The 25,780-nt window shown below is 68.1% G+C and carries 19 protein-coding genes; 11 read left to right on the top strand and 8 right to left on the bottom strand.

What is annotated here, in order from left to right:
• Positions 1–213 precede the first annotated feature (213 nt).
• The 3 genes from ACFY7C_RS36110 to ACFY7C_RS36100 all read right to left on the bottom strand — a co-directional run bounded on the left by ACFY7C_RS36110 (position 214) and on the right by ACFY7C_RS36100 (position 1,902).
• A complete protein-coding gene (locus ACFY7C_RS36110; RefSeq protein ID WP_389659687.1) occupies positions 214–354 on the bottom strand; it encodes a hypothetical protein in 141 nt (46 codons plus the stop codon).
• An 861-nt stretch (positions 355–1,215) separates the two neighbouring features.
• Positions 1,216–1,530: a hypothetical protein gene (locus tag ACFY7C_RS36105; protein WP_389659684.1), complete on the bottom strand. Its 315-nt coding sequence runs from the start codon at positions 1,528–1,530 to the stop codon at positions 1,216–1,218.
• Between the two features lie 63 nt (positions 1,531–1,593).
• Positions 1,594–1,902 (bottom strand): hypothetical protein, encoded by a 309-nt coding sequence (locus ACFY7C_RS36100; RefSeq protein ID WP_389659681.1) that lies wholly within the window; start codon positions 1,900–1,902, stop codon positions 1,594–1,596.
• A 331-nt stretch (positions 1,903–2,233) separates the two neighbouring features.
• On the opposite strand from ACFY7C_RS36100, the gene ACFY7C_RS36095 reads away from it, so the two are divergent.
• The 10 genes from ACFY7C_RS36095 to ACFY7C_RS36050 all read left to right on the top strand — a co-directional run bounded on the left by ACFY7C_RS36095 (position 2,234) and on the right by ACFY7C_RS36050 (position 19,543).
• Complete coding sequence (locus ACFY7C_RS36095; RefSeq protein WP_389659678.1) at positions 2,234–2,647, top strand: hypothetical protein; 414 nt, start codon at positions 2,234–2,236, stop codon at positions 2,645–2,647.
• Positions 2,648–3,344: 697 nt separating this feature from the next.
• Entirely contained in the window at positions 3,345–4,739 is a 1,395-nt protein-coding gene (locus ACFY7C_RS36090; RefSeq protein WP_389659675.1) for a helix-turn-helix domain-containing protein, read from the top strand.
• Between the two features lie 45 nt (positions 4,740–4,784).
• Positions 4,785–5,273, top strand: a complete 489-nt coding sequence (locus ACFY7C_RS36085; RefSeq protein ID WP_389659672.1) for a hypothetical protein — start codon at positions 4,785–4,787, stop codon at positions 5,271–5,273.
• A gap of 1,194 nt (positions 5,274–6,467) precedes the next feature.
• Complete coding sequence (locus tag ACFY7C_RS36080; protein WP_389659669.1) at positions 6,468–7,079, top strand: DNA-binding protein; 612 nt, start codon at positions 6,468–6,470, stop codon at positions 7,077–7,079.
• Positions 7,079–9,211 (top strand): hypothetical protein, encoded by a 2,133-nt coding sequence (locus ACFY7C_RS36075; protein WP_389659666.1) that lies wholly within the window; start codon positions 7,079–7,081, stop codon positions 9,209–9,211. The genes ACFY7C_RS36080 and ACFY7C_RS36075 overlap by 1 nt, the downstream gene beginning before the upstream one ends.
• The gene (locus ACFY7C_RS36070; protein WP_389659663.1) at positions 9,211–9,927 is read left to right on the top strand and encodes a helix-turn-helix domain containing protein; all 717 of its coding nucleotides are present in this window, start codon (positions 9,211–9,213) and stop codon (positions 9,925–9,927) included. The genes ACFY7C_RS36075 and ACFY7C_RS36070 overlap by 1 nt, the downstream gene beginning before the upstream one ends.
• A gap of 937 nt (positions 9,928–10,864) precedes the next feature.
• Positions 10,865–12,694, top strand: a complete 1,830-nt coding sequence (locus ACFY7C_RS36065; protein ID WP_389659660.1) for an ATP-dependent endonuclease — start codon at positions 10,865–10,867, stop codon at positions 12,692–12,694.
• A gap of 270 nt (positions 12,695–12,964) precedes the next feature.
• Entirely contained in the window at positions 12,965–14,161 is a 1,197-nt protein-coding gene (locus ACFY7C_RS36060) for an exonuclease SbcCD subunit D (RefSeq protein ID WP_389659657.1), read from the top strand.
• Complete coding sequence (locus tag ACFY7C_RS36055) at positions 14,161–17,154, top strand: AAA family ATPase (protein ID WP_389659654.1); 2,994 nt, start codon at positions 14,161–14,163, stop codon at positions 17,152–17,154. Before ACFY7C_RS36060 ends, ACFY7C_RS36055 begins: the two co-directional genes overlap by 1 nt.
• 76 nt (positions 17,155–17,230) lie before the next feature.
• Positions 17,231–19,543: a Helicase associated domain protein gene (locus ACFY7C_RS36050; RefSeq protein WP_389659651.1), complete on the top strand. Its 2,313-nt coding sequence runs from the start codon at positions 17,231–17,233 to the stop codon at positions 19,541–19,543.
• Positions 19,544–20,022: 479 nt separating this feature from the next.
• Here the strand turns inward: ACFY7C_RS36050 and ACFY7C_RS36045 are convergent, their stop codons facing one another.
• Positions 20,023–21,111, bottom strand: coding sequence for a helix-turn-helix domain-containing protein (locus ACFY7C_RS36045; RefSeq protein WP_389659648.1), 1,089 nt, complete (start codon positions 21,109–21,111; stop codon positions 20,023–20,025).
• Between the two features lie 64 nt (positions 21,112–21,175).
• Entirely contained in the window at positions 21,176–21,817 is a 642-nt protein-coding gene (locus ACFY7C_RS36040) for a hypothetical protein (RefSeq protein ID WP_389659645.1), read from the bottom strand.
• A 438-nt stretch (positions 21,818–22,255) separates the two neighbouring features.
• On the opposite strand from ACFY7C_RS36040, the gene ACFY7C_RS36035 reads away from it, so the two are divergent.
• Complete coding sequence (locus ACFY7C_RS36035) at positions 22,256–23,020, top strand: HNH endonuclease (RefSeq protein WP_389659643.1); 765 nt, start codon at positions 22,256–22,258, stop codon at positions 23,018–23,020.
• A 112-nt stretch (positions 23,021–23,132) separates the two neighbouring features.
• On the opposite strand, the gene ACFY7C_RS36030 is transcribed toward ACFY7C_RS36035, so the two are convergent.
• The 3 genes from ACFY7C_RS36030 to ACFY7C_RS36020 form a co-directional block, all read right to left on the bottom strand.
• On the bottom strand, positions 23,133–23,627 hold the full coding sequence (locus tag ACFY7C_RS36030) for a hypothetical protein (RefSeq protein WP_389659639.1): 495 nt from the start codon (positions 23,625–23,627) through the stop codon (positions 23,133–23,135).
• Between the two features lie 212 nt (positions 23,628–23,839).
• Entirely contained in the window at positions 23,840–24,268 is a 429-nt protein-coding gene (locus ACFY7C_RS36025) for a hypothetical protein (RefSeq protein ID WP_389659636.1), read from the bottom strand.
• A gap of 192 nt (positions 24,269–24,460) precedes the next feature.
• Positions 24,461–25,168: a DUF6907 domain-containing protein gene (locus ACFY7C_RS36020; protein ID WP_389659633.1), complete on the bottom strand. Its 708-nt coding sequence runs from the start codon at positions 25,166–25,168 to the stop codon at positions 24,461–24,463.
• Positions 25,169–25,780: the final 612 nt, after the last annotated feature.

Genomic DNA, 25,780 nt, shown 5'->3' with positions numbered 1-25,780 from the left:
GGTCAGAAAGGCGGCCTTGGCACCGTCAATGACCTCGCGAACCCGAAGGTCGGTGAGGAAAGTGAGACGGTCGCCGTAATGCACCGGGCGGGCCAGACTGCCCGGCACGCCCCACAAGTCACCTGGGAGGGTTCGGGCCGGTGAGCTGCTCGAGCCACCACTGCAGCGGATCACGTTCCTCCGCGCCTGGGCGACGAGTACGGGCCTCGGCGGTCAGCCAGTCCACCAGCCACGGCCGCCCGATCCGTCGGCGATGTCCTCCAGCGCCATCGCCTTCGCCGCACGCAGGCCATCGTCCGATGCCGACTGACGCAGCCGCTGCTGCCACTGGGGTTTGCTCAGCAGCGCGGCCACGCTGATCGTTGCCGGGTAGGCGATCAGCGCGTGGGCCGCAACACTGACGGCCGGGCAACCCGTCAGTGACGCAAGAGCGGCCGCTCGCCGCGACCACAGCGCCCTGCATTGCAGCCCACCGGCGCCCGCGCGACAGCCAGGCCCGGCTGTCGCCCTCACTCCATCCCACAAGGAACGGCACAGGAGGGCCTGCACGGCACGTGTGGCATGCGGCCGCACGCCACCGGCCTTGCGTTCATGCAGCCGGCGTCATCACGCCCGTTTCACGATCCGCAGCCGCCGCGTCTGGAACGTCACCACACCTACCGATCAGCTTGAAGGAAAGACCCGTGGGATTTGGAAAGTTGGGCGCGCAGGGCGTGGAAGGAGGGCGCGCACTGTTTGCGAGCCTGGACCAGCGCGTCTTCGACGACGTCGCCTGGGTACGCAGCGACGAGGAACGTCTCCACCAGGCACTGGCCTACCTGACGGCAAGGAAGTCCGCACCGGCCGCACTTGCCGCCCACGGCGTCACCGCCGATGCCCGCACCCTTGCCGCCTGGCGGTCGAGCACCCGTACTCCCACAGCCCGGAAGCAAGCCCTTCTGCAGACGGCTTTCCGCTCACTGCGCCGCCTCTTGAGGACACGGCGTCGACGTACCCGTCACGATCGAGCTCGACCCTGGCGTACCAACGATGCGCCCGGATACGGATCTTCCGGCAGCGCCAGTCACGCGGATCGGTATCGAGGTGGACGGTCCGCTCGCTCATCAGCTGCTCCTTGTCCTGCTGTCTTTTCACGCACTCTCCGCGGCACTGCCCGCAGGGCACAGGCTGCGCGAAGCGCTACGCGGGGATGTCCGGCTTGCTCAGGGCAGGATTTCAGGCGAACCACTCAAGGACGTCGGCGCCCAGCTCCCAGGGCGACTCCAGCAGAAGCCGGCCCGCCGCATCGATGTCCGCGGTGACGCGGTCGGGCGCCGGCCTGATGCGCTCCATCAAGTCGCCCCACTCGCGCAGGAACTCTTCGTCCTCACCGCGCAGCCGGCGCAGGGCCGCTTCCACGCAGGAGGACCACTGCGGCATGCCGTAGTGCTCGGTGTGAGTGCCGATCTGGGGAGCTGCGGCGAAGACGAGGAAGTCGTCCGGCTTCAGCATGTCCTCGAAGTACGCGAACTGGTCGATGCGCTTCTTCACGTGCTTCTGGATGTCTAAGAGGAAACCCCGGCCGAAGTCCGTGAGCGTTCCACCGCACCCCGGTCACTCGGTGTCGCGGTCCAGGATCAGACGCTCCAGCCCATACAGGCGGTACTGACGCGTCGATCCCAGGACGTCGAACGCCTGCCGCGTGAGCCATGTGTTCCGGGCGAACATCACCCCGTCGGGCATCCCCTTGCGCCGGTTGGTCGGCCGAGCGGCGTGCGCGTCCTCGATCGGCCCGCTGCGCCACACCGACAGAAGCAGCCCGTGAGCAGCAGCCCATCGCAGACCGTCCTGCGCAGCGAACACCCCCATCTCCTCGAGTCTCTGCCGCCCCCAGGCCACCGCTTCCTGAAGATGTGCCTCCACCGCCGCTCCTCCCCGTGTCCCCCGGCCCTGCCGGCCAGCCCTTTTTCGCGCGGTTGCAGGGTTCTGGGCGCCTCGCGTGAGGATCGGCAGATCTTACGTTTCCCCACGGACAACCCGGCCGGCGTCGCGATGGGGGCGCCATGCGAGCGGGGTCGACGGGGACGGAGTTCCGCTCCGGCACCCGCCTCGTGAGATGGAGACTTTGGCAGGGGCCGGACCGCTGCCAGTTCCCTGGGCTGCATCCCCGTCGTTACACCTCATGTCCGCACGAGGGCAGAGATCAGACGGAACAAGAGAGCGGACTTCTATGGCACCGACAGCAGGACGCGATGTGCGACCCGATCCGTGGGCAAGCTACGACTGGGTGGTCTGGTGGATCACGGTCGACGACCCGGAGGCCATGATCAGCGAGTCGTACCACTCCGGGGGAATCGGGTTCCTGCTGGCGCAGGACAGCCGGAAGGTGATGGCTGACCTCGCCGTTGCGCTGGGGTGTGTGTATGAGGGCTGCAAGGACGACGGAACCTTCGGCAGCGACAATGACGCTTGCTACACCTGGTGGTTCAAGGTTCCGCAGGCCGAGCACGCCAACCGCAGCCCGCGGGGATGGCCGGTAGTCGTGGAGGAATGCCGGAAGCATCTCGAGCGTACGCTCCACTTGGGGTTCCACCACTGGCACGGCTTCGTCGACGAGCGACGCACTCGGGCGACTGTGACGGGCGAGCACGTACCGGCCCTGCGCTGACAGGCTGGGGCTGGTCTGCGAACCCAGCCCCACGCGCTGAGGCCAGGCGGCAGCCACGGCCTGCCGCAAGAGGCACCGCCACTGTTGCTCAGGACAACGGGGAGCGGGCGCGGTCCTCCCGGGCCGGCCCCGGAAGCAGTCCCGAGGGACTCGACCACGGGCGGCGTCCGGGTAGGACACGGCATGCTGCGAGCCCCCGCCCGGTCGTGTCCGGTCCCGGGCGAACGCGTGGTTCCTCGACTGAGCGGCGGGGCCCCTCCCCGCAGGAAGCCCGCCCGGGCCCGAACGACGCCAGGCCCCCGGCTCCGAGGACGTGACACTGTGAGGGAGCCCCATCACTCTCCCACGTCGACCATGACACCCGCGACGTGCCTGCTCACACCTGAGGCGCTTCGCCGGCGGGACCAAGGACCGGGCTGCGGGTGGTGTTGCAGGGCTGCGCGCAGCGTCGGCAGTGCCGTCCGTGCACCCAGTGCGCGGAGGAAGCCTGGGACGGTCAGGTGGTCTGAGGGAGAGGAGGAGAGCGAGAACAGGCCAGTCACGCGCGGCCCGACGCTCGAATGGCGCGACGTCGACGTATGGACCAGCAGGCTTTTTCAATACCGGGAGTCGTTGTCATCCCCGTGATGCAGGATGAGCGAGAGCTCTCGGCCCCGGGGACGGCGAGGGAGAGCTGAGAGGTCAGGAGGCTTTGCGCGTGTTCCAGCAGCATCTTCACCGCCACGACGATGTCAACCTCGTGATGTCCGCGCTCGGCGGTGATCCGAAGGCTCTGCCCGTTCTGATCACACTCGGAACGGCCTTGCGCCACGACGTGGCATCGGCCCTGCGGGAGATCATTGCGACCGGCGCCTGGACGGCAGACGCTGTGGTGCGAAGGGCGGCAGTCAACTGGAAACAGCAACCTCGATTCGACAGCTTCTTCGACAGAGATTTTGAAAGGCGCCGGGACCGCGGGCCGAAGCGCGAGCACCTGGACGCCGCTTTGTCGACAGCCCCGGAGACACGGGCCGCGCTCTACCGGGTCTGGGCCGCCGAGTGCCCCCAGCACTGCCGCACACAGACCGGCGACTACGACGAAGAGCGCCACCTGCAGAACTACAGGCAGGCCCTGTTCGGCTGGTACGCCGCCATCCAGCACGCCCACGAGGCGGTGGTCACGGCTGCACACTGGTTCAACGACGCCGATGGCCGGGACCCACGCCGTCCCCACCTGTTCGGCGACTGGCTCGTCGGCGCATCCTCACACACCTCCCCGCACAGCCGTGGCGTCGCTGGCCCGTCCGAGGCCGACCGCCAGGCCGCTGCGCGAGAACTCCTGCTGATGCTCGACGCGTGGAGCCCGCACACCTTCAGGGCCATCGATGTCGCCTTCAGCAAGGCGGACGGCGAGAAGGCGTTCCATTCCTGGGGCGCGGCGTTCGAGCCCGCCGGCCGGCAGGAGGCGCAGGACGCCGCCGAGGCCCTCGCTCACGTCCTCACACCGGATGAGCGACACATGATCCGCGATCTCATCACCGGCATCGAGGCCGACCAGGACGACCGCGGCTCTGACCTCGCCAAGAACGCCACCATGCCCTGCACCAGCGCCCTGCACCACACCTACCGAAGCACCGACGGCGACGGCAAAGAACGCGAGGAATGCGCCAAGGCCCGCGTCCGCGTCTACCAGGAAGCCACGCAGCCCTGGACGCAGGACATCGACCGAGCCGCGGACGCCAGACACCTGGCACGCTTCCTCCTCGGCACCCAGGCCGAGCGCATCGCCACCGCTCTGGCCCAAGCCCGCTCCGGCGTCCCCAAGGACTTCGCCGAGCAAGGCCCCCAGCTCTGGCACGACAACGCCAAGACCCTCGCCGACACCCGTGCTCAGGCCGGCCTCGACCAGAACACCACCGCCCGGATCCTCGGCATCAAACCCGCCACACTCAACCGCTTCGAACAGAGCCAAGGCAAGCTCCCCGGACGCCCCGCCGCGCTCCGCTATCTCCAACTGATCGTGCTCACCTGCATCCACAACGACCTCCCGGTACCCGACTGCCTGCCTGTGGCTATCTCACAGCCCGTCACCGCCCTCCCCACCACTCCGTAAGCCACTCGCCGTCCCTTGGCACCAGACACCCCTCAAGGAATCGGAATGCTCGACGACGTGCACATGCGTCCCTGCGGACGTCCGACCAAGACAGGCAAGCCCTGCCGCGCCCAGTTCTCCGGACGTGGCTTCGCCTGCAAGCTCCACACCACCGACCACGAGAAGCAGCTCGTCGACGCCTACGAGCAGGGGCTCCGTGCCGGCCGGGAGCAGGCGAAGCGTTGGGAACAGCAGAGTGCAGACGTCCGCGTCGAGAACCTCGAGCGGCAGGTGCGCATGCTCAAGGAGAAGCTCGACGCCCAGAACCGTCGGTATGAGATAGACGGCCATCAGGCCGTCACCGTCGGCCGCTACGCCTACGTGTGGACCGGACCGGGACGGCTCGAGGTAGGCGACCGCGTCCTGCTGCCCGAGAACTACGTCAGCGCCCTGCGCCAGGGCTCCGGCCCCCAGCCCGGTACCGTCACCGCGCTCGGAAGCACGTACACCGGCCTTCACAGCAAGATCCTCTCTCGCCTCCCTAGCAGCGGCTGACACCCCACCGCTGTGAGTGCCCTCGCAGTCCGAGCGCTCCAAAGGGGCGAAGGCTGTACGGAGCGAGGGCGAGGGCAGTGCCCGGCATCGCGACGCCCCACATCCCCTGGGGCGCGGGGACGCAGGGCGCCCGAGGCTGCGAAGGGCCGAAACCACCGGGCCCAGCAGGGATAGGTGCGGGGGAGGGGGGCGTTGGTGGGCTGCGATGACCTGGCAGCCGTATCCGTCCGCGGCGGGATCGGCGGCGATGGTGTGTCGATCAGACGCAGACTCGTCTCGTGGTCCAGGTCTGTGGAGCCGAGGCCGGAGAGCGGCGAGCCGGTTCCACGACAGCTCGCACTGGGGACAGGTGTATCGTTCCAGCCTGCCGCTCCGAGCTGACGGGATCGAACGCGGCGGGTCATGGTGGTCTCACTCTCGTCTCCGGATGCCTCTCGCCGTTGATCTACCACCACTCACAGACCAGTGCCGCGCATCCGCTGCAGCACTGCCGGACGCCGTGATGCGTTACGCCACGCCCTCACCGATCCAGCACTTGCCCCACCGTCCGCCACCACGCATCCGCGCGTCGCGTCAGCGTCCGTGAGCCGGCCGTAAGCCCACTGAAGCGTCTCGCACTCACGACCCACGGGCACGCAGAGATGGCATCTGAGCTGCCGAAACATGGTCCAGTTCTGAGGAGTTGAAGCGTTACGCCACCGCCGCTGCAAGGACTGCCACTGGCGTCACCAGTCACCGCTGCCGGGCCGCCGACGCTGTCGTGAAGCGTCTTGCGACACCTGCCCCAGCGAGCACCGAGAACGTCTTCCCGGCGGCTCATCCCGACACCTGGAAGACGCGCTCACCACTTCACAGAACAGGCTGGGCATGGGTGGTGAGGCGGGGAGCGAGGGACGGGAGGGATATGGAGGCGCCCGGCCGTCCCGCGAGGCACGAATGCAGGCATGGCGGCGGTCACGGCCCTGACTTTGGGGGATCGGCCTGGCAAGCCGGTCGGCATACAGAGAGGAGCCTTCCGTTGACGACCCGTTCGCCCTCCGGTCACAGGACACGGCCGAGCCGCCGCAGGCACCGGTCTGGCGCCGAAACGGACGGGGAGCGGCAGGCGGCCGGTGCGAGTGGATCCAGAGCCGACGGCCCGCTACGGTAGATGCGTCATCAAATATATGAGTCGGCATGTTCGAGGGAGGGGCCGTGCTTCTGACGACAAGCCAGGCGGCTGAGGAGCTCGGCTGCGCTGTCACCACCTACCGACAGCTCATCCAAGCCGGCCTTCTGCCAGGGCTGGAACGCCGCGGGAACCGGGTCATGACCCCCCTCGAAGCCGTACAAACCCTCAGCGCCCGCCCGCGCGCACCGCTGCACCGGCTCGACGTGCCTGAGATCGCCGTCCTGCGAGTGAACGCGGCCCAGGCCCCGCCAGCGCACGGCCGTGACGGGACCGGTTTCCACACCGGGCTTCCCGCCCAAGACATTCTCGAGACACTCAGGGGCTGGTGGCGATGCGACGCTGCCAGCGTCGCCGCCGGGCGAGTGCTGCCCGTAACCGTCTCCGGATACGTCGTGGCCGCACTCACGGGCCTTGCACCGTGGCAGAGAAACGACCAAGGCCGCTACGCCTTCCCCGACGCCCGGCTGGCCGGCTTGGTCACCGACCTGATCACCCCCCGGATCACCTACACCTCCCGAGCCGACGGCGACCGTTCCGTCGCCGACCTTCTGCTCGGCACACGCCTGCCCTCCGACTCGGGCGGACCCTTCGCCTACGTCCCCGCCCGCAACCCCGATCTGACCGAGGCATCGTGATGGACGCCAAGACCTACAACGCCACCCTCGCCGAACTCCGGGCGGACCGGGACGAGATCAAGAAGGCGAGGACCGCACTGGCCAAGCTCGAAGCCAGCCGTGACAAGAAGATCCGCGCACTGGCCGACTACGAGAAGGCGACCGCCGAGCGCATCGCTCCCGCAGCCGGCCTGAGCCTCGCAGACATCGTCCAGCTCGCTCCTGCACTTGCCCCTGAAAGCCTCGTGGGGGAAACCACCGCCGCACCCGAGGAAGCGCCGCGCACACCCGAAGCGCCCTCCGCCGACACCAACCAGCCGGACGGCACCCCCGCCGCGCTCCCCACAGCCCAAGCTGACAGGCCCGTCACGCCCACGCTGTCGACAGCACCCACCTCCCCACCCGCCTCAACGGCGACGACCGCTTCCCCGGACGCGTCAAGCTCCGCAGTCGGCACAGCTCGCCACCTGCCGTCGATCCCTCAGGGCTCCGACGGCGACCGCTGGCTCGCCCACACACCGAACCTGGCCTCCACTCATCCGAACTTCACCCAGCAGGCCCGCTCCACTGTCTTCCTCGACACCGCCACCGGCGTCCTGGTCCATCGCGACCAGACCCTGCGCCTGACCCTGACCGACACCACGGCCGCGACCATCCTCAAGGCCGTCTTTCACGCCATCCCGGAGGGCACCGAGAGGATCTTCATCACCGCGGGAGATCCCTGGCACCATCAGGCCGACCAGCACGCCTTCCTCAAGGACGCGGTCGCCGCCTGGCTGGGCGCCCCCATCCCGGGTTGGCGCACGGATACCGGCCACGGCAAGGACAAGATGGCCGGCCACTTCGTCCACCCCCGCAACCCGGTCGGCCGCTACCAGAGCGACAACGGCCAGCACCACGTCGAGATCCGCTCGGTGGGGGAGTGGTTCGACCCCGAAGGCGCCGACCCCACCACCGTCCGCGACGCCTTCGTCCTCCTGTGGAAGGCCCTGCGCACGCACTGGAACGACGCCGTTCTGATGGGCTCGCCCTCGCAGACCGGACGGGACCTGTGGACCCGTACCATTCCCACCCGCGGGCAGCACGCGGAGGGTTACCCTGTCCTGTCCGAGGAACTCCGGGGCCTGCTGCATGCCACCGCCGGCCAGGGTCGCACCGAACTGATCACTCCGCCCCGCGTGCCCGAGCAGTTGCCTGCTCTTGTCGAGTACGACCGCACCTTCGCCTACGCCAAGCACACCTGGAAGTCACCCGTCGGCACTCCCCGCCGCGTCACCGCGACCACGTTCGCCTCCTGGAGTGAGAAAGAACAGATCAAGGCCCTGTACGGCTGCGGTCACTGGCAGGTGCGCGTCACCGTCCCCGACACCTGGAACCACGTCGGCCTCCTGCCCGCACCCGCCCCCGGCGACCGCGCCTGGCACTACCCCGCCACCCCCGGCAGCACCTTCACCACCTGGGCCGGTGGCCCCGAAATCCACACCGCGTTGACCAATCCGATCCAGCCCTGGCGCGTCGAAATCCTCGACGGCCTGCTGTGGGATGACGGCAAGCCGCTGGACGACTGGTCGAAGAAGCTCAAGGAAGCCTGGTCCTCCCTCGCCGCCCAGGCCGACCTCCACGGAGACCCCCACCAGCGCCAAGCCGCCCGCCTCGCCTCCCGTGCCGTCCGCTCCCTCCTCCTGTACGGCATCGGCTCCTTCGCCCAGCGCCCCCGCATGGTCACCGGCACCACCCCCCGCACCCACGAGCGCGAGGTCCCCGCCGACGCCGAGATCATCAGCTTCACCGACGAGACGATCACCTGGCAGCGCCCCACCGGCTTCGCCCGCGACCCCAACGCCCACCCTGAATGGGCCGCCGCGATCTGGTCCGGAGCCCGCGCCGCCCTGCTCAACCAACGCCACCGCGACGACAACGCCTACGCCGGCGCCCTGCACACCCCACCCGGCAGCGTCGTCGCCTTCCGCACCGACGCCGTCTACCTCACCACCCCGCAGCCCTGGCCCTACCACGGCCAGCCCGGCGACTACCTCAACAAAGGCCACCTCACCGGCCCCGTCCCCGCTCCCGCCACCGAGGATGAACTCCTCGCCCTGCGCGACGCCGGCCGCGCCGCCCTGAAGCCGACGACCACCCATGGGGAGTCCTGATGCCGCCCCGCAACCGCCGCCGCGCCCCGGCCCCACATCTCCACGAGGCCGCCCAACTCGCCGACCAGCTCCAGGCCGCCGGGTTCACCAAGCGCGACATCGCCCGCATCATCGACCGCGACCCCTCCCTGGTCTCCCAGTTCTACACACGCCACAAAGGCGCCGCCTACGTCCCTGCCCTCACCCACGTCCTCGCCGCCGTCCAGACCGCCGGCATCACCGACACGGCGGAACTCGCCGCCCTCGCAGCCCCCCACATCACCCGCCGCACCACCAGTTCCGGCGCCCGCGCCCGCGTGCGCACCAAAGCCGTCCTCATCACCCCCACCGGGACCGGAACCGGTCGCGCCGGCGCCCAAGCCATCGCCTCCGGCGCCACGCGCCTACGCCCCCTGATCGCTGAAGCAGCCCGCCAGGACCTTCGCCTCGCCTTCACCGTCCGCATGGCCAAGTCCGGCTACACCCTCGCCTCGGGCAGCCGAACCGACTCACCAGGCATTCGCCGTGACGTCGTCCAGCGGGCCGACCACACCGAGGAGCGCTCTTACGGATCCGCTGCCACGGGAGGCTTCGACGCCGCCGATTTCGCCCGCCGCGTCGATGCAGCAGGCGGCGACGTCACTGCGGCCGTCCACGGGTGGCTCCTCGAAACCGGCCGCATTCACGAAGACGCCCACATCACACACCTCGAAGTTCGAACGTGGCGCCCTCGCTGACCGCTCACCCCTAGAAGGATGAGTCGGATGTCTCCGAGTGACCGTTCGCGATCAGACAAGGCATGGCGGGCTGCGCGCACGGGGGATGCGACGGGGCCGGTCAGAGCCAGTGGTCGCGACATCACCCGGGGTGCGGTCGCCGAGTGCCGCCGCCACCGCACCTGCTCCCGGTGCCGTTGCGCAGCGGGGTGAGCTCCGGCCAGGCCATGGCATGTGCACGTGCCCGGTGCGCACTCCCGAGATACATCGGTCCAGGTCCACAGGTCCACTTGCGGCGGCGCTTCGAGACGTGTGGCGTGGTGGGCGGCGAGGTGTGGTAAGTGGCGAGGCTGTGAGCCTCATAGGTCTTTTTCCCTGGTGGTTGGGCATGCTGTGCGCTGTGAGGCGCTCTTGCAGCGGGTGTCGGTGACCACTCGAGGCGAGTGGCAAGTCCGAGGCGACAGGCCGGTACACGGACCCAGGATCGCGTGAGGGATCAGAAAGCCTGTCGGGAGAGCGTGCGGGGCCTGATCTGCCGGCAGGGTGGAGAAAGCGCGCATCCACGGTGAATCCCAGCCATCAAGGGTGTGCGGAGCTGTCGACCCAGTGGGTCTGCAGCAGTCGCTGGTTCAGGTTCCCGGGGGCGCAGAGGAAGCCAGGTGCGCGGTTGCCCGCGCGGTGGTCGAATCCAAGCCGACGAGACTCCCCCAGAGCATCGATCGCGCGTGCGATTTCTGGATTTCGAATGCGCTCGCACCCCTGAAGGGGATGCGGTTGCGGGGTCAGTGAGCCGCGAAGCTACTGACTGGTTCAAGTGGCCCAAAACGTACTGCAGTTGTTCAACAGCACTTAATATGACGGCCTGTGCCAGTGGCACAGGTGCCTCGTCAGCATCCGTGCTCACCGCACGCCACGCCTCCGTCCGCTCTGGACGGGGAGATACGGAGCAGCTCCTCCCGTGTATCTCGACAGCTACTCCGCGTGCGGGTTCCGCTCCTTGGCGCAGGTCGCGGACATTCCCGTCAGCCGGCCCACCGTTCTGGCCGGCCGCAACGACGGTGGAAAGAGCGCCGTACTGACCGCGCTGGCCTTCCTCCTCGGCACCCACCGACTGACCGACGAGGACCGCACCTACGTCCAGGACGAGGAAGACTGCAACGGACGGCGATGCGCCGAAACCTGGGTGGAAGGCCAGTTCCGGCTGGACACCGAGGAACAGGAACGCAGCGGTCTCGGCGAACACGTGCGCATCCGCCGGCGCTCACGACTGGGCGAGGCGGCCGGCCTGGAGTACTTCGGCAGCCAGCCCGCCGACCCGAAGCTGCGTGACCTGAGCCAGCTGCTCAAGCCGGCACTGGCGAAGCTCGTCGCCGAGTACGGCCTCTCCCCTGCAGGAAATCTCAAAGAGGACCTGCTCGCGGAACTCACGGCACACGCCAAGACCCTTCCCCAGGAGCAGGGGTGGCAGCTGCTGCCCAAGGCGCTCGAAGAGCGACTCCCGCGGCTTTTGTCGTTCGGCGGGAAGGACGAGAGCCCCGATGACGCCGTGCGCATGGCTTTGAGCAGCAGCTACAAGACGCACCTGGAGGACGAGACTCTTCAGGGCCGTGTCCGGGAGATCGAGGGAGAGATCACCCAGCGGCTGGAGAAGGAAGCCGACTCCCTGTGCCACCACATCCGGCGGCACTGCGCCGAATACGTCAGCGTCAACGTCAAGCCCATGGTCTCCTTCAAAGGGGGCTTCCAGGGCGCACCTCTCCACGTCTCTAGAGCAGACGGCGAACCCGTCGACCTGACACGCGCAGGGCAGGGGAGCACCCGCCGTATCGCCCTGGCGGTATGGGAGTGGACCAGCAACCTCCTGGAGAACGCCGAACTGGCCGCCTCGACGGAACAGGGATGTACCCAGCCCACGCAGACCATCGTGGTCTACGACGAACCAGACACCCACCTTGACTACCGCCACCAGCGCACGGTCATGGACATCATCCGCAAGCAGTGCACCCTGCCCCACGTCAGCGTCATGGTCGCCACCCACTCGATGAACCTCATCGACGGCGTCGACATCGCCGACGTCGTCCACCTGAGCCTCGGACCCGGCGGGCGCACCGTCGTCGAACAGCTCAATGACGACCAGCACGACGGCATCGATTTCCACCTCGGCCAGATCGCTGCATCACTGGGGCTGCGCAACTCCGTTCTCCTGCACGAACGCTGCTTCCTGGCCGTCGAGGGCGACACAGAGCAAAAGAGCCTGCCGTTGTTGTTCCGCCTGGCCCAGAACATGTCCCTCCAGGCAGCGGGCATCGCGCTGTGGGGCTGCGAAAACAATGAGGGAGCCCTTCACCTGGCCCGCTACCTTGTCAAACACCGGCGTACGGTCATGCTGATGGTGGACGCCGACAGCCGTACCAACAAACTCTTCAAAGACGAACGCCTCCGCCGCGCCGGTCTCGACCTCAAAAAGCACGTCTCCTATGTCGGAGAGGCCGACGGCTACAACGAGCTCGAAGAACTCTTCAGCGACGAGCAGTGGGCCACTGCCGTCAACATCCATTGGCCCCGGCCGTCCCCGCAGACCTGGCAAGCCGACGACTTCACGGCTCACCGCGACGGCAAGAAATTCAGCTCCCGAATCCTCGACATGGTCCAAAACCAGGCCCGAGACAACAGCCCCAACGGCAAACCCGCCATGGTCTACGGGCTGGTCAGCACCCTCACTACGGCCCAGGACGTGCCCCGACAGCTACGGGACATCTTCGCCCACCTGCAAGAACTCGCTCACTGATCCGATGCCGACCGCCGCGCACGACGCGCCCGCATTCGCTCTTTGCGCTGTTCGTCGGTCGGCGTTTCCCACACATGCCAACCAACCGATTCCACCCATTGACGGGCATGGATCCGAGCATCGATTCCGCACCACCTGCACCCGCCCGGCGAGGGAACGCAGGCAGCACGAGCAGACCTTGGAGAGGACATCTCTCCTCCTTCCCACGCTCTTCATCTTCCCTGCCGACACTGACAATCACGCTGAGTGACAAAGCCGAGGTGTATGCGCATGAGGTTTCTCCACACATCCGACTGGCACCTGGGCCGCCGGTTCCACGGAGAAGACCTGATCCCCGCCCAGCGTGCCTTCCTCGACCACATGGTCGACACAGCCCGCACCCAGGCCGTCGACGCCATCCTCGTGGCCGGCGACATCTACGACCGTGCCATCCCCAGCCTGGACGCCGTGCGCCTGTTCAACCGCGCCCTGCACCAGCTCGCCGACCTCGCAGTGCCGATCATCATGATCAGCGGAAACCATGACTCGGCCCACCGTCTCGGCGTCGGATCCGGCCTCTTCGCCCGCGCCGGCATCCACCTGCGTACCGACCCGGACACCTGCGACGTCCCCGTCGTCCTCAACGATCCCGACGGGCCCGTCGCCGTGTACGGCATCCCCTACCTCGAGCCGACGATGGTCCGCACCCAGCTCGAGGCGGAAGCCGCCTCCCATCGCGCGGTCCTGACCGCCGCCCTGCAAAAAATTCACGCCGATCTCACCACCCGCCAGCCAGCCGGGACCCGCTCAGTGGTCCTCGCCCACGCCTTCGTCACCCCCGGCACCGGCCAGAGCGAAGAACCCCGTGTGGAGGAATCGACCAGCGAACGCGACATCAGCGTCGGCGGCGTCGCCCACGTCGGCGCGGACGTCTTCGACGGCATCGACTACGTCGCCCTCGGCCACCTCCACGGCCCCCAGAAGATCACCGACCGCGCCCACTACAGCGGCTCCCCCCTGCCCTACTCCTTCTCCGAGGCCGCCCACACCAAGTCTTTCACCCTCGTCGACCTCGCCCCCGGCACGGCCCCCACCATCATCCGCTTGCCCTGCCCGACCCCCCACCGCCTGGAACGCATCCAAGGCCTCCTCGAAGACCTCCTCAACGCCCCCGCCCACGAATCGCTCAAGGATGCCTGGCTCGAGGTCACCCTCACCGACCCGGCCCTGCCCTTCGAAGCCATGGCGCGCCTGCGCCGCCGCTTCCCCCACACGCTCAGCCTCAAGCACCAGCGCGCTCTCATCCCCGCCCAGGCCACCGACACCCCCACCTACACCCAACGCCTCCAAGGCCGCAGCGAACTCGATATCGCCCGCGACTTCATCACCGACCTGCGCGGCAGCGCACCCACGCCCGACGAACACGCCCTGCTCCAGCAGGCCGTCGACGCCGCCCGCGTGAACGAACTGCAGAAGGAAACCGTCTGATGCGCCTGCACCGCCTCACCCTGCAGGCCTTCGGGCCCTTCGCCGGCACCCACACCGTCGACTTCGACGCCCTGTCCGCCGACAGCCTGTTCCTCCTGCACGGCGACACCGGCGCCGGGAAAAGCACCCTTTTCACCGCCATCTGCGTCGCCCTGTACGGCGAACCACCGGTCGACCGCGACCTGCTGCTGCGCAGCCACCACGCTCCAGCCGACCTGCTCACCCAGGTCACCCTCGACGTCACCATCTCCGGCCACCGGCTGCTCATCGACCGCGTCCCCCAGCAGATGCGTCCCAAGAAGAACGGCACGGGCGAGACCCTCCAGAAGGCCGAGACCCGGCTCAGCCGGTGGACCACCGATTCGGCGGGAAAAGGCCACTGGGAGGCTTCCAGCAAGTCCCACCAGGAGACAGGCAAGGAGATCAAGGACCTGCTCGGCATGAGCCGGACCCAGTTCTGCCAGGTCGTTCTCCTGCCCCAGAACGAGTTCACCAAGTTCCTCTACGCCGACGCCGGCAAGCGCCGCGAACTCCTTGGCAAACTCTTCCACACCGACCGATACGCCTTCATCGAACGCTGGCTGAGCGACCACAGCCGCAACACCCAGAAGAACCGTGACGCCGCCCGCGACGAGGTGCTGCACCTGGCGGCCCGCATCCACCAGGCCGCCGGCCCTGTCCTGAAATCCCAGTACGACGCTCCCAGCCCCGACGCCACGCATGCCCTGACCTGGGCAGGCGACCTCATTCAGACCAGCCAGACCGACGCCCTCACCGCCCAGGCCGATGCCGAGAAGGCAAAGGAAAGGCAACTCGCCCACCAGAAGCTGGAAGCAGCCACCCGCGAACTGCACAGGCAGCAGACCACCTACGCCACCGCCCGCGCACAACTGGACCGGCTGGACGAGCAGACCCCGCACCAAGAAGCCCTCGGGCGGCGCCGGGAACAGGCTCGGCGGGCCCAGCAGCTGGCACCGCTGCTGCACGCCCTCAGTACCGCCCGCACCGACCACACCCGCGCACAGAGCAGTGAGAGGGACGCCCGCAGCCGACTCCTTCCCGAGCATGCCGCACTTGAGGCCGCCGACCTCGCCGCGGCCGGACAACGCCTCCGCGACGACATCGCCGTGCTGAACACCCTCCTCCCTGAGGAAACCCGGCTTCACCAGCTCACTACCGAACTGGAGCGGATCGACGCCGAGCGGCAGGACTTTGCCCTCCAGCAGCGCACCGCACGCGACTGGCTCGAGAAGGAGACCGCTCAGCGAGCCGCCCTGGAGATCCGCCGGGAGACTGCCCGCGAGGCCGAGGAAGAAAGCCGGCGCCAACAGGACCAGCTAGAGAGCCTCAGCAGCCGCCTGGCGGCTGCCAAACGCCGCGACGCCCACCGTGCACAGATCAACGCCACCGAGCAGCACCTGGCCGCCGCCCAGAAGGAAACCGATCAGGCCGCCAAAGCCCACATCGACATCCGCCGCCGACGCACCGAGGGAATGGCCGCCGAACTCGCCACCGGCCTCACCGACGGCGCACCGTGCCCGGTATGCGGCTCCTGCTCCCACCCCAATCCCGCCCAGGCACCAGACGGGCATCCCACGCGCGAGGACGAACAAGCCGCCGAAAAGACCCACCAGCACCTCCAGCAACAGCGCGACAAGATTGCGGCCGAACTGCAGCAACTGCGCGAGAACGCCGCCGCGGCCACAGGCGAAGCCGGCGACACCCCGCTGGCCAGCCTCAGAGCTGACCACGAGACACTCACCAAGCAGCTGGCCGACTCCCTCCAGCAAGCCGCCGACCGCAGGAGTGTCGAGGACGAACTCCTCGCGCTCGCCCGCGAACACACCGCCATGACCGAGCAGGACAGCACCGCAACCGCAGGTCTGTCCGACCGCAATGCCAACTACGACAACCTGTTCCAGCGGCACGCAGAGCTCACCACTACACTAGACGCCGCCCGCGGCGCCGCCACCACCCTCGCAACCCGCATCGACGACCTCACCCGCACCGCCGACCACCTCGAGCAGGCAGCCGAGGCATCCCGCACCGCAGACATCGCTTCCCTGACCCTGAACACGCGCACCAGCGAAACCACTGACGCTGCCACGACCCAGGGGTTCGGCACGCTCACCGAAGCTGAACAGGCCCTGCTCAGCGAGCAGGACCTGACCGACCTCGAGGAAAAGATCAACAAGTGGCGCGAGGCCCGCGCCTCCCACCAGGCCGTTCTCGACGACCCTGTCCTTCAGGAAGCAGCAGCACAGCCTGCCGCCGACATCGAAACGGCGACAGCCCGGCGCGCCGCAGCAGACGACCAGCACGCCCAAGCGGTCACCGCCTCCAGCACCGCCCAGACCCGCACCACCGAACTCACCACGCTCACCAGAGCTCTGGCAGAAGTCGTCGAGCGCCTGAAGGAACTCGAGCAGGCCCACAGCACCGCCCGCCACCTCGCCGACCTCGCCACCGGCAACGCATCCGGCACCCGCGTCCGCATGCAACTGGAGGCCTACGTCCTGGCCGCCCGCCTCGAACAGGTCGTCACCGCCGCCAACACCCGCCTGCACCTGATGTCCGAAGGTCGCTACACCCTGCGCCACTCCGACCACCAAGCCGCCCACGGCGCCCGCTCAGGCCTCGGCCTGGAAATCACCGACTCCTGGACCGGCCACCCCCGCAAGACCGACACCCTCTCCGGCGGCGAATCCTTCTTCGCCTCCCTCTCCCTCGCCCTTGGCCTGGCCGACGTCGTCACCCACGAAGCCGGCGGCAACCCCCTGGACACCCTCTTCATCGACGAAGGCTTCGGCACCCTCGACGACGACACCCTCCACAACGTCCTCGACGTCCTGGACTCCCTACGGGCCCACGACCGCACCGTCGGAGTCATCAGCCACATCCCCGAACTACGCCGCCGCATCACCCAGCGCCTCCACGTCCGAAAAGGCCCCACCGGCTCCACCCTCGCCCACCTGACCGAGGCAGCCCAATAGCCTGACACCCCCAGCTAGAGGGACCGGGAAACCCGTTCCCTCTGCGCCCGACCGACCCCGTTGGAGCGGTACCCCCATGGCCGACATCGAGCTGCGACCGCATCAGCAGGAAGCCGTCACAGCTGCTGTGAAGGCACTGCGTGCCCGCTCCCGGGCCACCGTGGTCGCCGCCTGCGGCACCGGGAAAACCCTGATCGCCGCCCGCACCACAGGCCGCCTCACCCCGCGAGGCAGGACCCTGGTTCTGTTGCCCACCCTGGACCTGCTGTCCCAGACGGCCCGCTCCTGGCACACAGCGGGCCGTAAGGGCACAACGGTCGCTGTCTGCTCGGCACGGCAAGCCGTCGATCATACCCCAGCCGGCGACCTACCCATGACCACCAACCCTGCCGAACTCGCCGCTCTGACCACCAGCAGCGCGGGGGAGCCGGTGACTGTCTACGCCACCTACGCCTCCCTGCCCTCCGTCGTTACCGCCCACCAGACCCATGCCCTGCCTCCCTGGGACCTGGCGGTCATCGACGAAGCCCACCGCACCGCCGGCCGCCTTGGAAAGGCATGGGCAGCCATCCACCACGACGACCAGGTCCCCGCCCGTCACCGGCTCTACCTCACCGCCACACCCCGGATCTGGGACGCCGACGCAGACGCCGACCGCGACGGGGACGCCGAGACGGTCGCCTCCATGGACGACGAAACACTCTTCGGCCCCGTCGCCTACCGTCTCACCCTCTCCGACGCCATCGACCTCGGCCTGCTTGCCGACTACCAGATCCTCGTCCCTGTCATCGACGACACCACCTTGCGCGACTGGCTCGCCACAGGCCCCGGCGCCGGCGTCGACGGCCTGCGCCTGGCCGGCCGCCAGGTTGCCGTCCTCAAAGCCATCCGCGACCACAAACTGCGCCGCGTCCTGACCTTCCACCACCGCGTCCAAGACGCCCGCGCCTTCGCCACCACCCTCCCCGACACCGCGGCCGCCCTCCCAGCCGCCCTGCAGCCCGAGGGCCTGTGGTCACAGTGGATCAGCGGCACCCATCCACCCAGGGTCCGCCGCCGCATCCTCCTCGACTTCGCCGCCCACACCCACCCTGAGCAACCTGCCGTTCTTGCCAACGCCCGCGTCCTCGGCGAAGGCATCGACGTCCCCGCCATTGATGCCGTCGTCTTCGCCGACCCCAAGAACAGCCCCGTCGACACCGTTCAGGCCGTCGGCCGCGCCCTGCGCCAGCAACCCGGCGCAGGCAAGAAAGCCACCCTCGTCGTCCCCGTCTACCTCACCCCCGACGAAAACCCCGACGACCTTCTCAGCGCCGACGCCTACACCCCCCTGTGGCGCACCATTCAGGCCCTCCGCGCTCACGACAGCCGCCTCGAAGCACGCCTCGCCGACCCCCGCACCCACCGACCCACCCTCACCAACGAACCCGGCACATGGCTCCACTTCGAACGCCCCACCCAAGCTGACGAAGTCGCCCTCGCCCTTACCCTGCGCGTCCTCAAACCAAAGAGCGCCGAATGGCGCCGCGGCCTGGCCTCAGCCCGCCGCTACCACCGCACCCACCACCACCTCGACATCCCCCAGACATACGAGGACCCGACAGGCTACGCCCTGGGGCGCTGGCTCACCTGGCAACGCCACCTCCACAACCAAAACGCCCTCGATGCCACCCGCACCCACGCCCTCGAACAACTCGGCATCATCTGGAACCCCCGCCAGCAAGCCTGGGACCGCGGCCTCACCCATGCAGCTGCCTACGCCACCACCCACGGACACCTCGCCGTCCCCGTCGGTTACCACGACCCCGAAACCGACTTTGCCCTCGGCCGCTGGCTTGCCACCCAACGCAAACGAGCCGACCAGCTCACCAATGCCCGTACCCAAGCCCTGGAAGACCTTGATCCGCATTGGAACCCGGCCTGGCCTCTGACCTGGCAACGCACCTACCACGCCGCCCGCCATCACCGGAAAGCCGGCCACAACCTCGCCAATGTCCCGCGGGCCTTCGTCACCCGCGAAGGCATCCGCCTAGGGGAGTGGCTCCGTACCCAGCGCAGCACACCACCCGCCCACCCCGGTCAACTTCTCCTCCTGCAAGACCTGGGGCTGCACACCGCCGCACCCCCCTCCACGCAGCAGCCTTCGCTCTCAGCACGAGAACGGTCCTTCCAGCGTGGCCTGGAGGCAGCGGCTGCCTTCCTCGCCAGAGAAGGCCACCTGAAGGTGCCCCAGCGCCACATCGAACAACTTGACACCGGGCCAGTACGGCTTGGGCAGTGGCTCACCAACATCCGGCGACGATGGGATCGCCTCCCACCAGAACACCGCCGGGCACTGACACGACTGGGCATCCAGACGCCCGCGCCTGGCACGGTGACCCACCAGTGAATCGAGCGTTGGCAGAAGTGCGCGGGTCGGGGAGCTGACGGAGTTCAGCTCCCCGGGGCACATGCGTCGATCAGCACGCGCAACTGGACCACGACATGCGGACCGGCCCCGCCGCCGCCCCGGACGTCAGCAGCGGGGCGAGCACCTCGATGAGATGGCCCGACCGCACTGCCGCAGGCGCATGGCGCAGACAGGGCCGGAAGAGCGCCTCGCCCCACTGGCCATGGCCAACGTCTCCGGCGAGCTTCGGCTCGGCCCGATCCGGCACTCATCGGCCTTCCTCGTACTGCTCCAGCAACGCGGCGGCATCCCGGCGCAGCACCTTTGCGAATGCCTCCGTCATCATGCCCCGGTTCAACGACACGGTACGTGTGACCGGCACGCTCCGGTCAACCTGAGACGCACAGACAGCGCAGTCGTCCTCGACCAGACGACGCGTTGCCGGCGGGCACGGCATGCCGGATGACCGGCGGCCTTGATCACGGGACCACAGAGAGTCTCCTCTGCGCAGAGGCGGTGTCCTGGCGGTTACCTCCGGGGAAGGTCGTGAAGGTGAGGCCGAACATGAGCCGGTTCATCTCCTCGGTGGTCAGCCCGAGCTCTGCCGCGACGCTGGAAGGCCTGATGTGCTTCGTGCGCAGGGCGGTGAAGACCTTCGTGAGCACCTGGGACGTCTCTCGCTGGTCCATGCCCTCGGGCTCGTCGGACCGATATCCCAGGCGGCTGAGTTCCGCGCATGTGGAGCGGTACTGCCAGTCGGTGAGCAGACCCAGGTCGTGCATGCGGTAGGTCAGGGCCATGGCCGACACGTTCCAGATCCGTTTGCCTCGGATGATCTGGTCGACGTGGGCACCGGAGGGCATGTGGCCGAGGACGCTTGCCCTGGGCATCAGGAAGGCGGAGGCGAAGTCGTTGGCCTGCCGTTCGGCTTCCGGACCGAAGCAGGCATGCTCGCTGCCGTGCATGACGAGGTGCCCGAGTTCGTGGGCGGCGTCGAAGCGGCCGCGCTCGGCGGATTTGAGGGTGTTGAGGAACACGAAGGGCACGCCGTCACGCCACACGGCGAACGCATCGACCTCGGCGTGGTCGGGATCGAGGGAAAAGACGCGCACCCCATGAGCTTCCAGGAGATGGACCATGTTCGGCGCCGGCGCATCCCCCAGACCCCAGCGGGTGCGGACCATGCCGGCGGCGGTCTCAGGGTCCGGCTTGCCCAGTGAGGGGACGTCCACGGCGGGGAGCTGGAACCTTTCGTCGATCCAGTCGTAGAGCATCGCACCGAGAACCCCCGCCGCCCGGGCAGCGTCCAGCACCCGCGCCGAGGTCTTGCTGCGCGCCCGCCAGGAGATCCCTTCGGAAGGGAGATCGTCCAGCGCCGGACCTTCGAAGAAGGCCGCGGGAAAGTCCAGTGCCGAGGCGATCTTGTCCACGGTGACGGGACGAGGCGAGGTGCGGCCGGTCTCGTAGTTGGACAGGCTCTGCAGCGACACCCGGGACCGTGCCGACAGCTCAGCGAGAGTCAGGCCCCTGCGCCTGCGGGCCAGTGCGATACGGGAGGGGGTCACCATGGGGCTGCCTCAGTTATCGATGGTGCATGGTGGGGCGACGAGGTTCGCCGCCCCACCGGCGGGCTCAGCGGAAGTCGACGGCGATGTCGATCACTCCGGGCCCATCATCGTTCAAAGGTTCGATTCCGTCCATCTGGAGCGGAGGAAGCGGAATCCGCCGCCCCCATTCGACCACGAACCCGTCCTCGAACCGCTTAGGCTGCGACAACTCGCAGTCGATCCGCACCGCGTCCCCCACCTCGGTGCGGAAGGAGACCAAGAACCACGTCTTCAGGGCGAAGGCCTCCTCCTCGCTCAGCGCCACACCCTTCGGTCCGGCGTCGGCCACGAAGAGGGCCGTCTGCACATGTGAAGCCCCCTCGCCCGCATTGGCCCGCGTGACCTGCTCCGTCGCCAGACCCCGCCGACGCGCGTTTTTCGGGACCAGCGGCGCCTGCCCTGTGGCGGCATTGCCGACCATCACGCCGATCGCAATTGACCGATCGGCGCGGCACACCAGCTCAAGGCGACCGTGGACGAGCTTCGCCCAGCCCTCGTGCTCGATCTGGAGCTCCCGAAGAGTCCGGACCTGCGCCTCGTATGCCCGCCGGCCCGCCGTTCCCGTCGGATCATTGGGCACAGCGGTGCGCCTTGCCGCTTCGCCCGCACGCAGGACGCGGTGCAGGAACTCCAGCCTGGTCCCCACACTCCCCAGCTGTACCCGCACATCATCAGGCTCAGGGGACGGTGTAACGAGGGGCACGGCCAATGAGACCTCCGCGAGTTCGACAGCAAACTTATGAGAACTCTACCGCAGATGAGGTGCCGCCTTTATAAGAAATTGGAAGCTGGCACCCCGTCATACCCCACACCAGCAAGGGTGTTGCCCTCACACGGGTCGACGCAGCAGGAACACTTCCACGTCCACCTGCGTGCTCGCCTAGACGCTGTGGTTCGGGATCAGGCTGAGGTCGTCGCGGACTGTGTGACTGCCACCCGCACGCTTTCTGTTCCGCACGGTGTGGCCGCCCCGCCTCGCCGCCAGCCTGCGCAGAACCCGTCACCCCTCAGAACGCGCTCCAGGCAGGCCGAATGGAGTGCTCCTCGCTCGGCTGTCAGAGCCTGCCCGTAACGTGCGCAGCCGGGCTAGGCAGGAGAGCAGAGGATGTCCAGGACGATAGATCGAGGCGGCAGGAATGATCAGGATGTCTCGGTCTGGCTGATGGTGCTCACAGCTCATCGGGGCCTGTGTGTCTACTGCGGTCGATCGCCCTCCACCACGATCGACCACGAGATGCCCGTTGCTACCAACGGCGCCGACATCTGGTGGAACTTCATGCCGTCCTGCGAAGGCTGCAACCGATGGAAGAACGGGCGCAGCGCGAGGATCTGGGTCCGAGACATGGATCTCCACACCCGCTACCCGGAGCTCCGATTCTCGAAGAGAGCCATGCCTGCCCGCGTGTACGCCGGCATCACCCGGCGCGTCGAGCGAACCCAGCGCGAGATAGCCGACCCAGATCGGCGCGACTGGTTTCGGCATCACTACGACCTCGGCCGACACAAGAAGAAAGCCGAGACACTCAAGGCCCTCAAGCGGTGCAAGGAAGAGCTACGGGGATACCCCCACTACCCATGGCGGACGCCGAACGTCCGGGACGCACGAGCCGACGTGTGCGTCCGCTTGATGTGCTGTGGACCCATGCACCCCGACAGCCAGTGGATGAACGCCATTGTGACGGACGAGGAGTACAAGGCGTTCCGACGTGCCGCTTATCGGGAGCGCCTTTCCCCCGGGGAGCTGCTCGGCAAAGCCGTTCGACAGTACCTCGCTGACACCGCGCACGATTCCGGAGCAACTCTCACGAACGAAGGCGACACCGCGACTCTGACGCCTTTGATTCGAAGGACCTTCCCGGGGTTTATATGAGAGAAGTCAGGCTGCGCCGACGCTTCCACGTGCTGGCGAACGTGGCGAGGACTCGTCGAGAGGCACGGCGCGGCGGAACTGGTGGAGCGGGACAACGCACGAGTCGCGCCAGCTACGCCACGGTCTGCAACGCGTCGGTGGCGGGAGTACCGAAGACATCATCGAACCCTAAGGCGCGCGTGGCGGGGACGAGGAGGTAAGGCGTCCCGGAGCCGGCAGTAGTCCGGGGGCCTTCCTGCCCGAGGCCGAGGGCGTCGTGCGGGGTCAGGAGGTCGAGGGTGTCGAAGACGTAGTAGAGGGGGAGCTGGGTCCAGGCGACGAGCTGGAGGTGGGCGGTGACGGCGGCCCGTTCGATGGCGTGCCGCCGGCTGGTCTGGCTGGTCATGCGGCTCTTGCAGTCGATCAGGACGACCCGTCGGCCCTGTGCGGCGATGAGGTCGGGTGTCCAGCGCAGGGAGCTGGTGGTGTGGTGCAGGGCGAGCCGTACGGGTTCGCCCATGACTCCTTGTCCCCAGGGGCTGACGTGCCAGCCGCGTTGCTTGAGTTCCTGGGTGACGCGCTGTTCGTGGGCGTCACCGATCGCCTTCCTTCTGTGAAAGCTCGGCATACGGGGGAGTGTGACGCACACCGGCCGCGGTGAAACAGCAGCCGCTCCCCGGGCCCCAAGGTTCGGCCACACCCTCCCGACGTTCGTGGACGTTCGTGGTTGTCCGCAGGTGTCCGGGCACGTCCCCCTGTGTCTCACTGCGTCCGGCTGTCACCGGCTGGAACTTGGCCGGATCCCCACCCCCAGAGCGCCCCGGGAACACCCGCCCGGGCTCAGGCAGCCTTCACCGTCCCGCCCTTCCCTCCGGGATGCAGCAAGCCGTCCAGGCGCGCCGCCAGGGCGTCGGCGTCATCGGCCATCCGGCGCAGCCGCATGGCGAACGCCCGGGTCTGGGCGGCGTCCAGATCGGCGGTGAGCCCGGGACTGTGGAACGAGACGAACGGCACGCACGACGGACTGTCCCCCCAGAACAACTGCGCCGTCAGTGCCCCAGAGCTGTCACCCGGAGCCTGGGCGACGTGCTCCTGGCCGAGGAACCCAGCCCCCCATTCCACGCTCCGCATCGGGTCGGCACCCGCCTGCGCGTCGGCCAGCCGCCCGGCCAGGGGGGCCAGCCCCTGGAGAAAAGCGTGTACCCGCTCCTGCAGCACAGCGACGTCACCAGCCGTCTTCAACTCAAGACAAGAGTCGGCGATGTCCACCCAGACCTCCCACGCCTGCGGGTACCCCTCCTCGGTCCAGCTCCACCAGCTCCGCACCCACCCGGGTCAGGGAGTCGCGCTCATCCAGACGCACCGAGAACTCGAACGCGCTGTGAGCAGTCCCCGGGAACCTCACATGATCAACCGTGCAGGCGCCCTCCAGCCCTGCACACCCCCGGCCCGCCTCGCCGCTCACACACCCACCCCCCGGTACACACGCCGTGCCTGGGCAAGCCGCTCACACAGGTTCTCCAGCACATCCAGGTGCGCCCGCACGGTCTGGATGACGTCAGCGAGCTCGCTAGGGCCGAGGCACTCCATCCACTCGTCCTGGAACACCTCCAGGCTCACATAGGGGGCCCTGCGTGCGGCCACACTTGAGTGGGGTTCGACCCGGATCGCGCCCGACAGCACCGGCGTGTCCACAGTCCCTTTTTCGGCGTCCCAGACAGGCAGTTCCAGGTTCGCACCGGCACCGATGTCGTGGGAGACGTCCTCCAGCATGGTCCCCTCCCGCGTGTCCCTGGTGTGGTCGCTCACGCACCCCGGGGGGCACCAGGTGAGAAACGGCCCCTTGAAGTTTCGGTCCCGCCGCAGGACGACCAGGGGACGCTCGGAAGCGATGCCGAGCTCCTGAGCGAAGAGAGCCGAGACGATCCGCTCATGTTCGGTCAAGGCGGCCAGCTCCGCCGGAAGGACGATCACCCACTGACCGTCGTCGATGTGCAGCACCCTGCCCACAGCGCCGTCAGCCAGAGGTACTTCCCGGGCCAGATGGACACCCAGAGCGGTCAGACGAGGCAGGAGAGGCAGCCCGTCCTCGTAGGCAGCCCGTCGGGCAGCAGACAACCGCGAAAGGCAGACAGAGGGACCGACCGCTTCGGACAGGGCAACGCTCATGACGATCCTCCAAACCAGAGAGGGAACACACGCCAGCCGGCATGCAGGCACACCACTCGAGACATCCGGCAGCACGGACGAGTCCGCCAGGATGAGGAGACGACAAACGACAAGGGACAGCCCGGGCAGCAGCAACCCGGCCCCTCAAGCGTGAGCCCACCACACCCCGCTACGACGTGGGCCGTCCCCATCACCACCCATAAGACGGAAACCACACACCACGGTGTTTGAAGCAACCGCCCCCCGACCAACCCCCACCCACCTCCCCGCCAGGAGAGACACCACCAAACCAAATCACTGCCCAACAAACCCTTATGACATCAAGGCGCCGGCAGGCGCCCCAGACAACACCCCTTCCCGCCAGGGAAGGGGAACCACCAACAACCCGTCATGCCGCCAGGCATGACACACCACCAACTACCGGCCGCCAGGCCGGAACTGCCACAAACCCACGTTGGGCCGCCAGGCCCAACCCCAAACCCCCCATCGCCCCGTCAGGGGCGAGCTCACACCCCCGTCATGCCGTCAGGCATGACGCCGCGTCACTCTCCGGCCGTCAGGCCGGAGTTGGGCCGTCAGGCCCAACTTAAGAGCCGACAGGCTCTCCGCCCC

The organism is Streptomyces sp. NPDC012769 (assembly GCF_042901205.1).
Taxonomy (GTDB): Bacteria; Actinomycetota; Actinomycetes; order Streptomycetales; family Streptomycetaceae; genus Streptomyces.
This window is presented reverse-complemented; position numbering and strand designations above follow the sequence as displayed.

What these genes read in the sequence shown, in the direction of transcription:
- ACFY7C_RS36085 (WP_389659672.1), top strand. Translation starts at nt 4,785, where the DNA reads ATGCTCGACGACGTGCACATGCGTCCCTGCGGACGTCCGACCAAGACA.
- ACFY7C_RS36075 (WP_389659666.1), top strand. Translation starts at nt 7,079, where the DNA reads ATGGACGCCAAGACCTACAACGCCACCCTCGCCGAACTCCGGGCGGAC.
- ACFY7C_RS36070 (WP_389659663.1), top strand. Translation starts at nt 9,211, where the DNA reads ATGCCGCCCCGCAACCGCCGCCGCGCCCCGGCCCCACATCTCCACGAG.
- ACFY7C_RS36060 (WP_389659657.1), top strand. Translation starts at nt 12,965, where the DNA reads ATGAGGTTTCTCCACACATCCGACTGGCACCTGGGCCGCCGGTTCCAC.
- ACFY7C_RS36055 (WP_389659654.1), top strand. Translation starts at nt 14,161, where the DNA reads ATGCGCCTGCACCGCCTCACCCTGCAGGCCTTCGGGCCCTTCGCCGGC.
- ACFY7C_RS36050 (WP_389659651.1), top strand. Translation starts at nt 17,231, where the DNA reads ATGGCCGACATCGAGCTGCGACCGCATCAGCAGGAAGCCGTCACAGCT.
- ACFY7C_RS36045 (WP_389659648.1), bottom strand. Translation starts at nt 21,111, where the DNA reads ATGGTGACCCCCTCCCGTATCGCACTGGCCCGCAGGCGCAGGGGCCTG.
- ACFY7C_RS36035 (WP_389659643.1), top strand. Translation starts at nt 22,256, where the DNA reads ATGTCCAGGACGATAGATCGAGGCGGCAGGAATGATCAGGATGTCTCG.
- ACFY7C_RS36030 (WP_389659639.1), bottom strand. Translation starts at nt 23,627, where the DNA reads ATGCCGAGCTTTCACAGAAGGAAGGCGATCGGTGACGCCCACGAACAG.
- ACFY7C_RS36020 (WP_389659633.1), bottom strand. Translation starts at nt 25,168, where the DNA reads ATGAGCGTTGCCCTGTCCGAAGCGGTCGGTCCCTCTGTCTGCCTTTCG.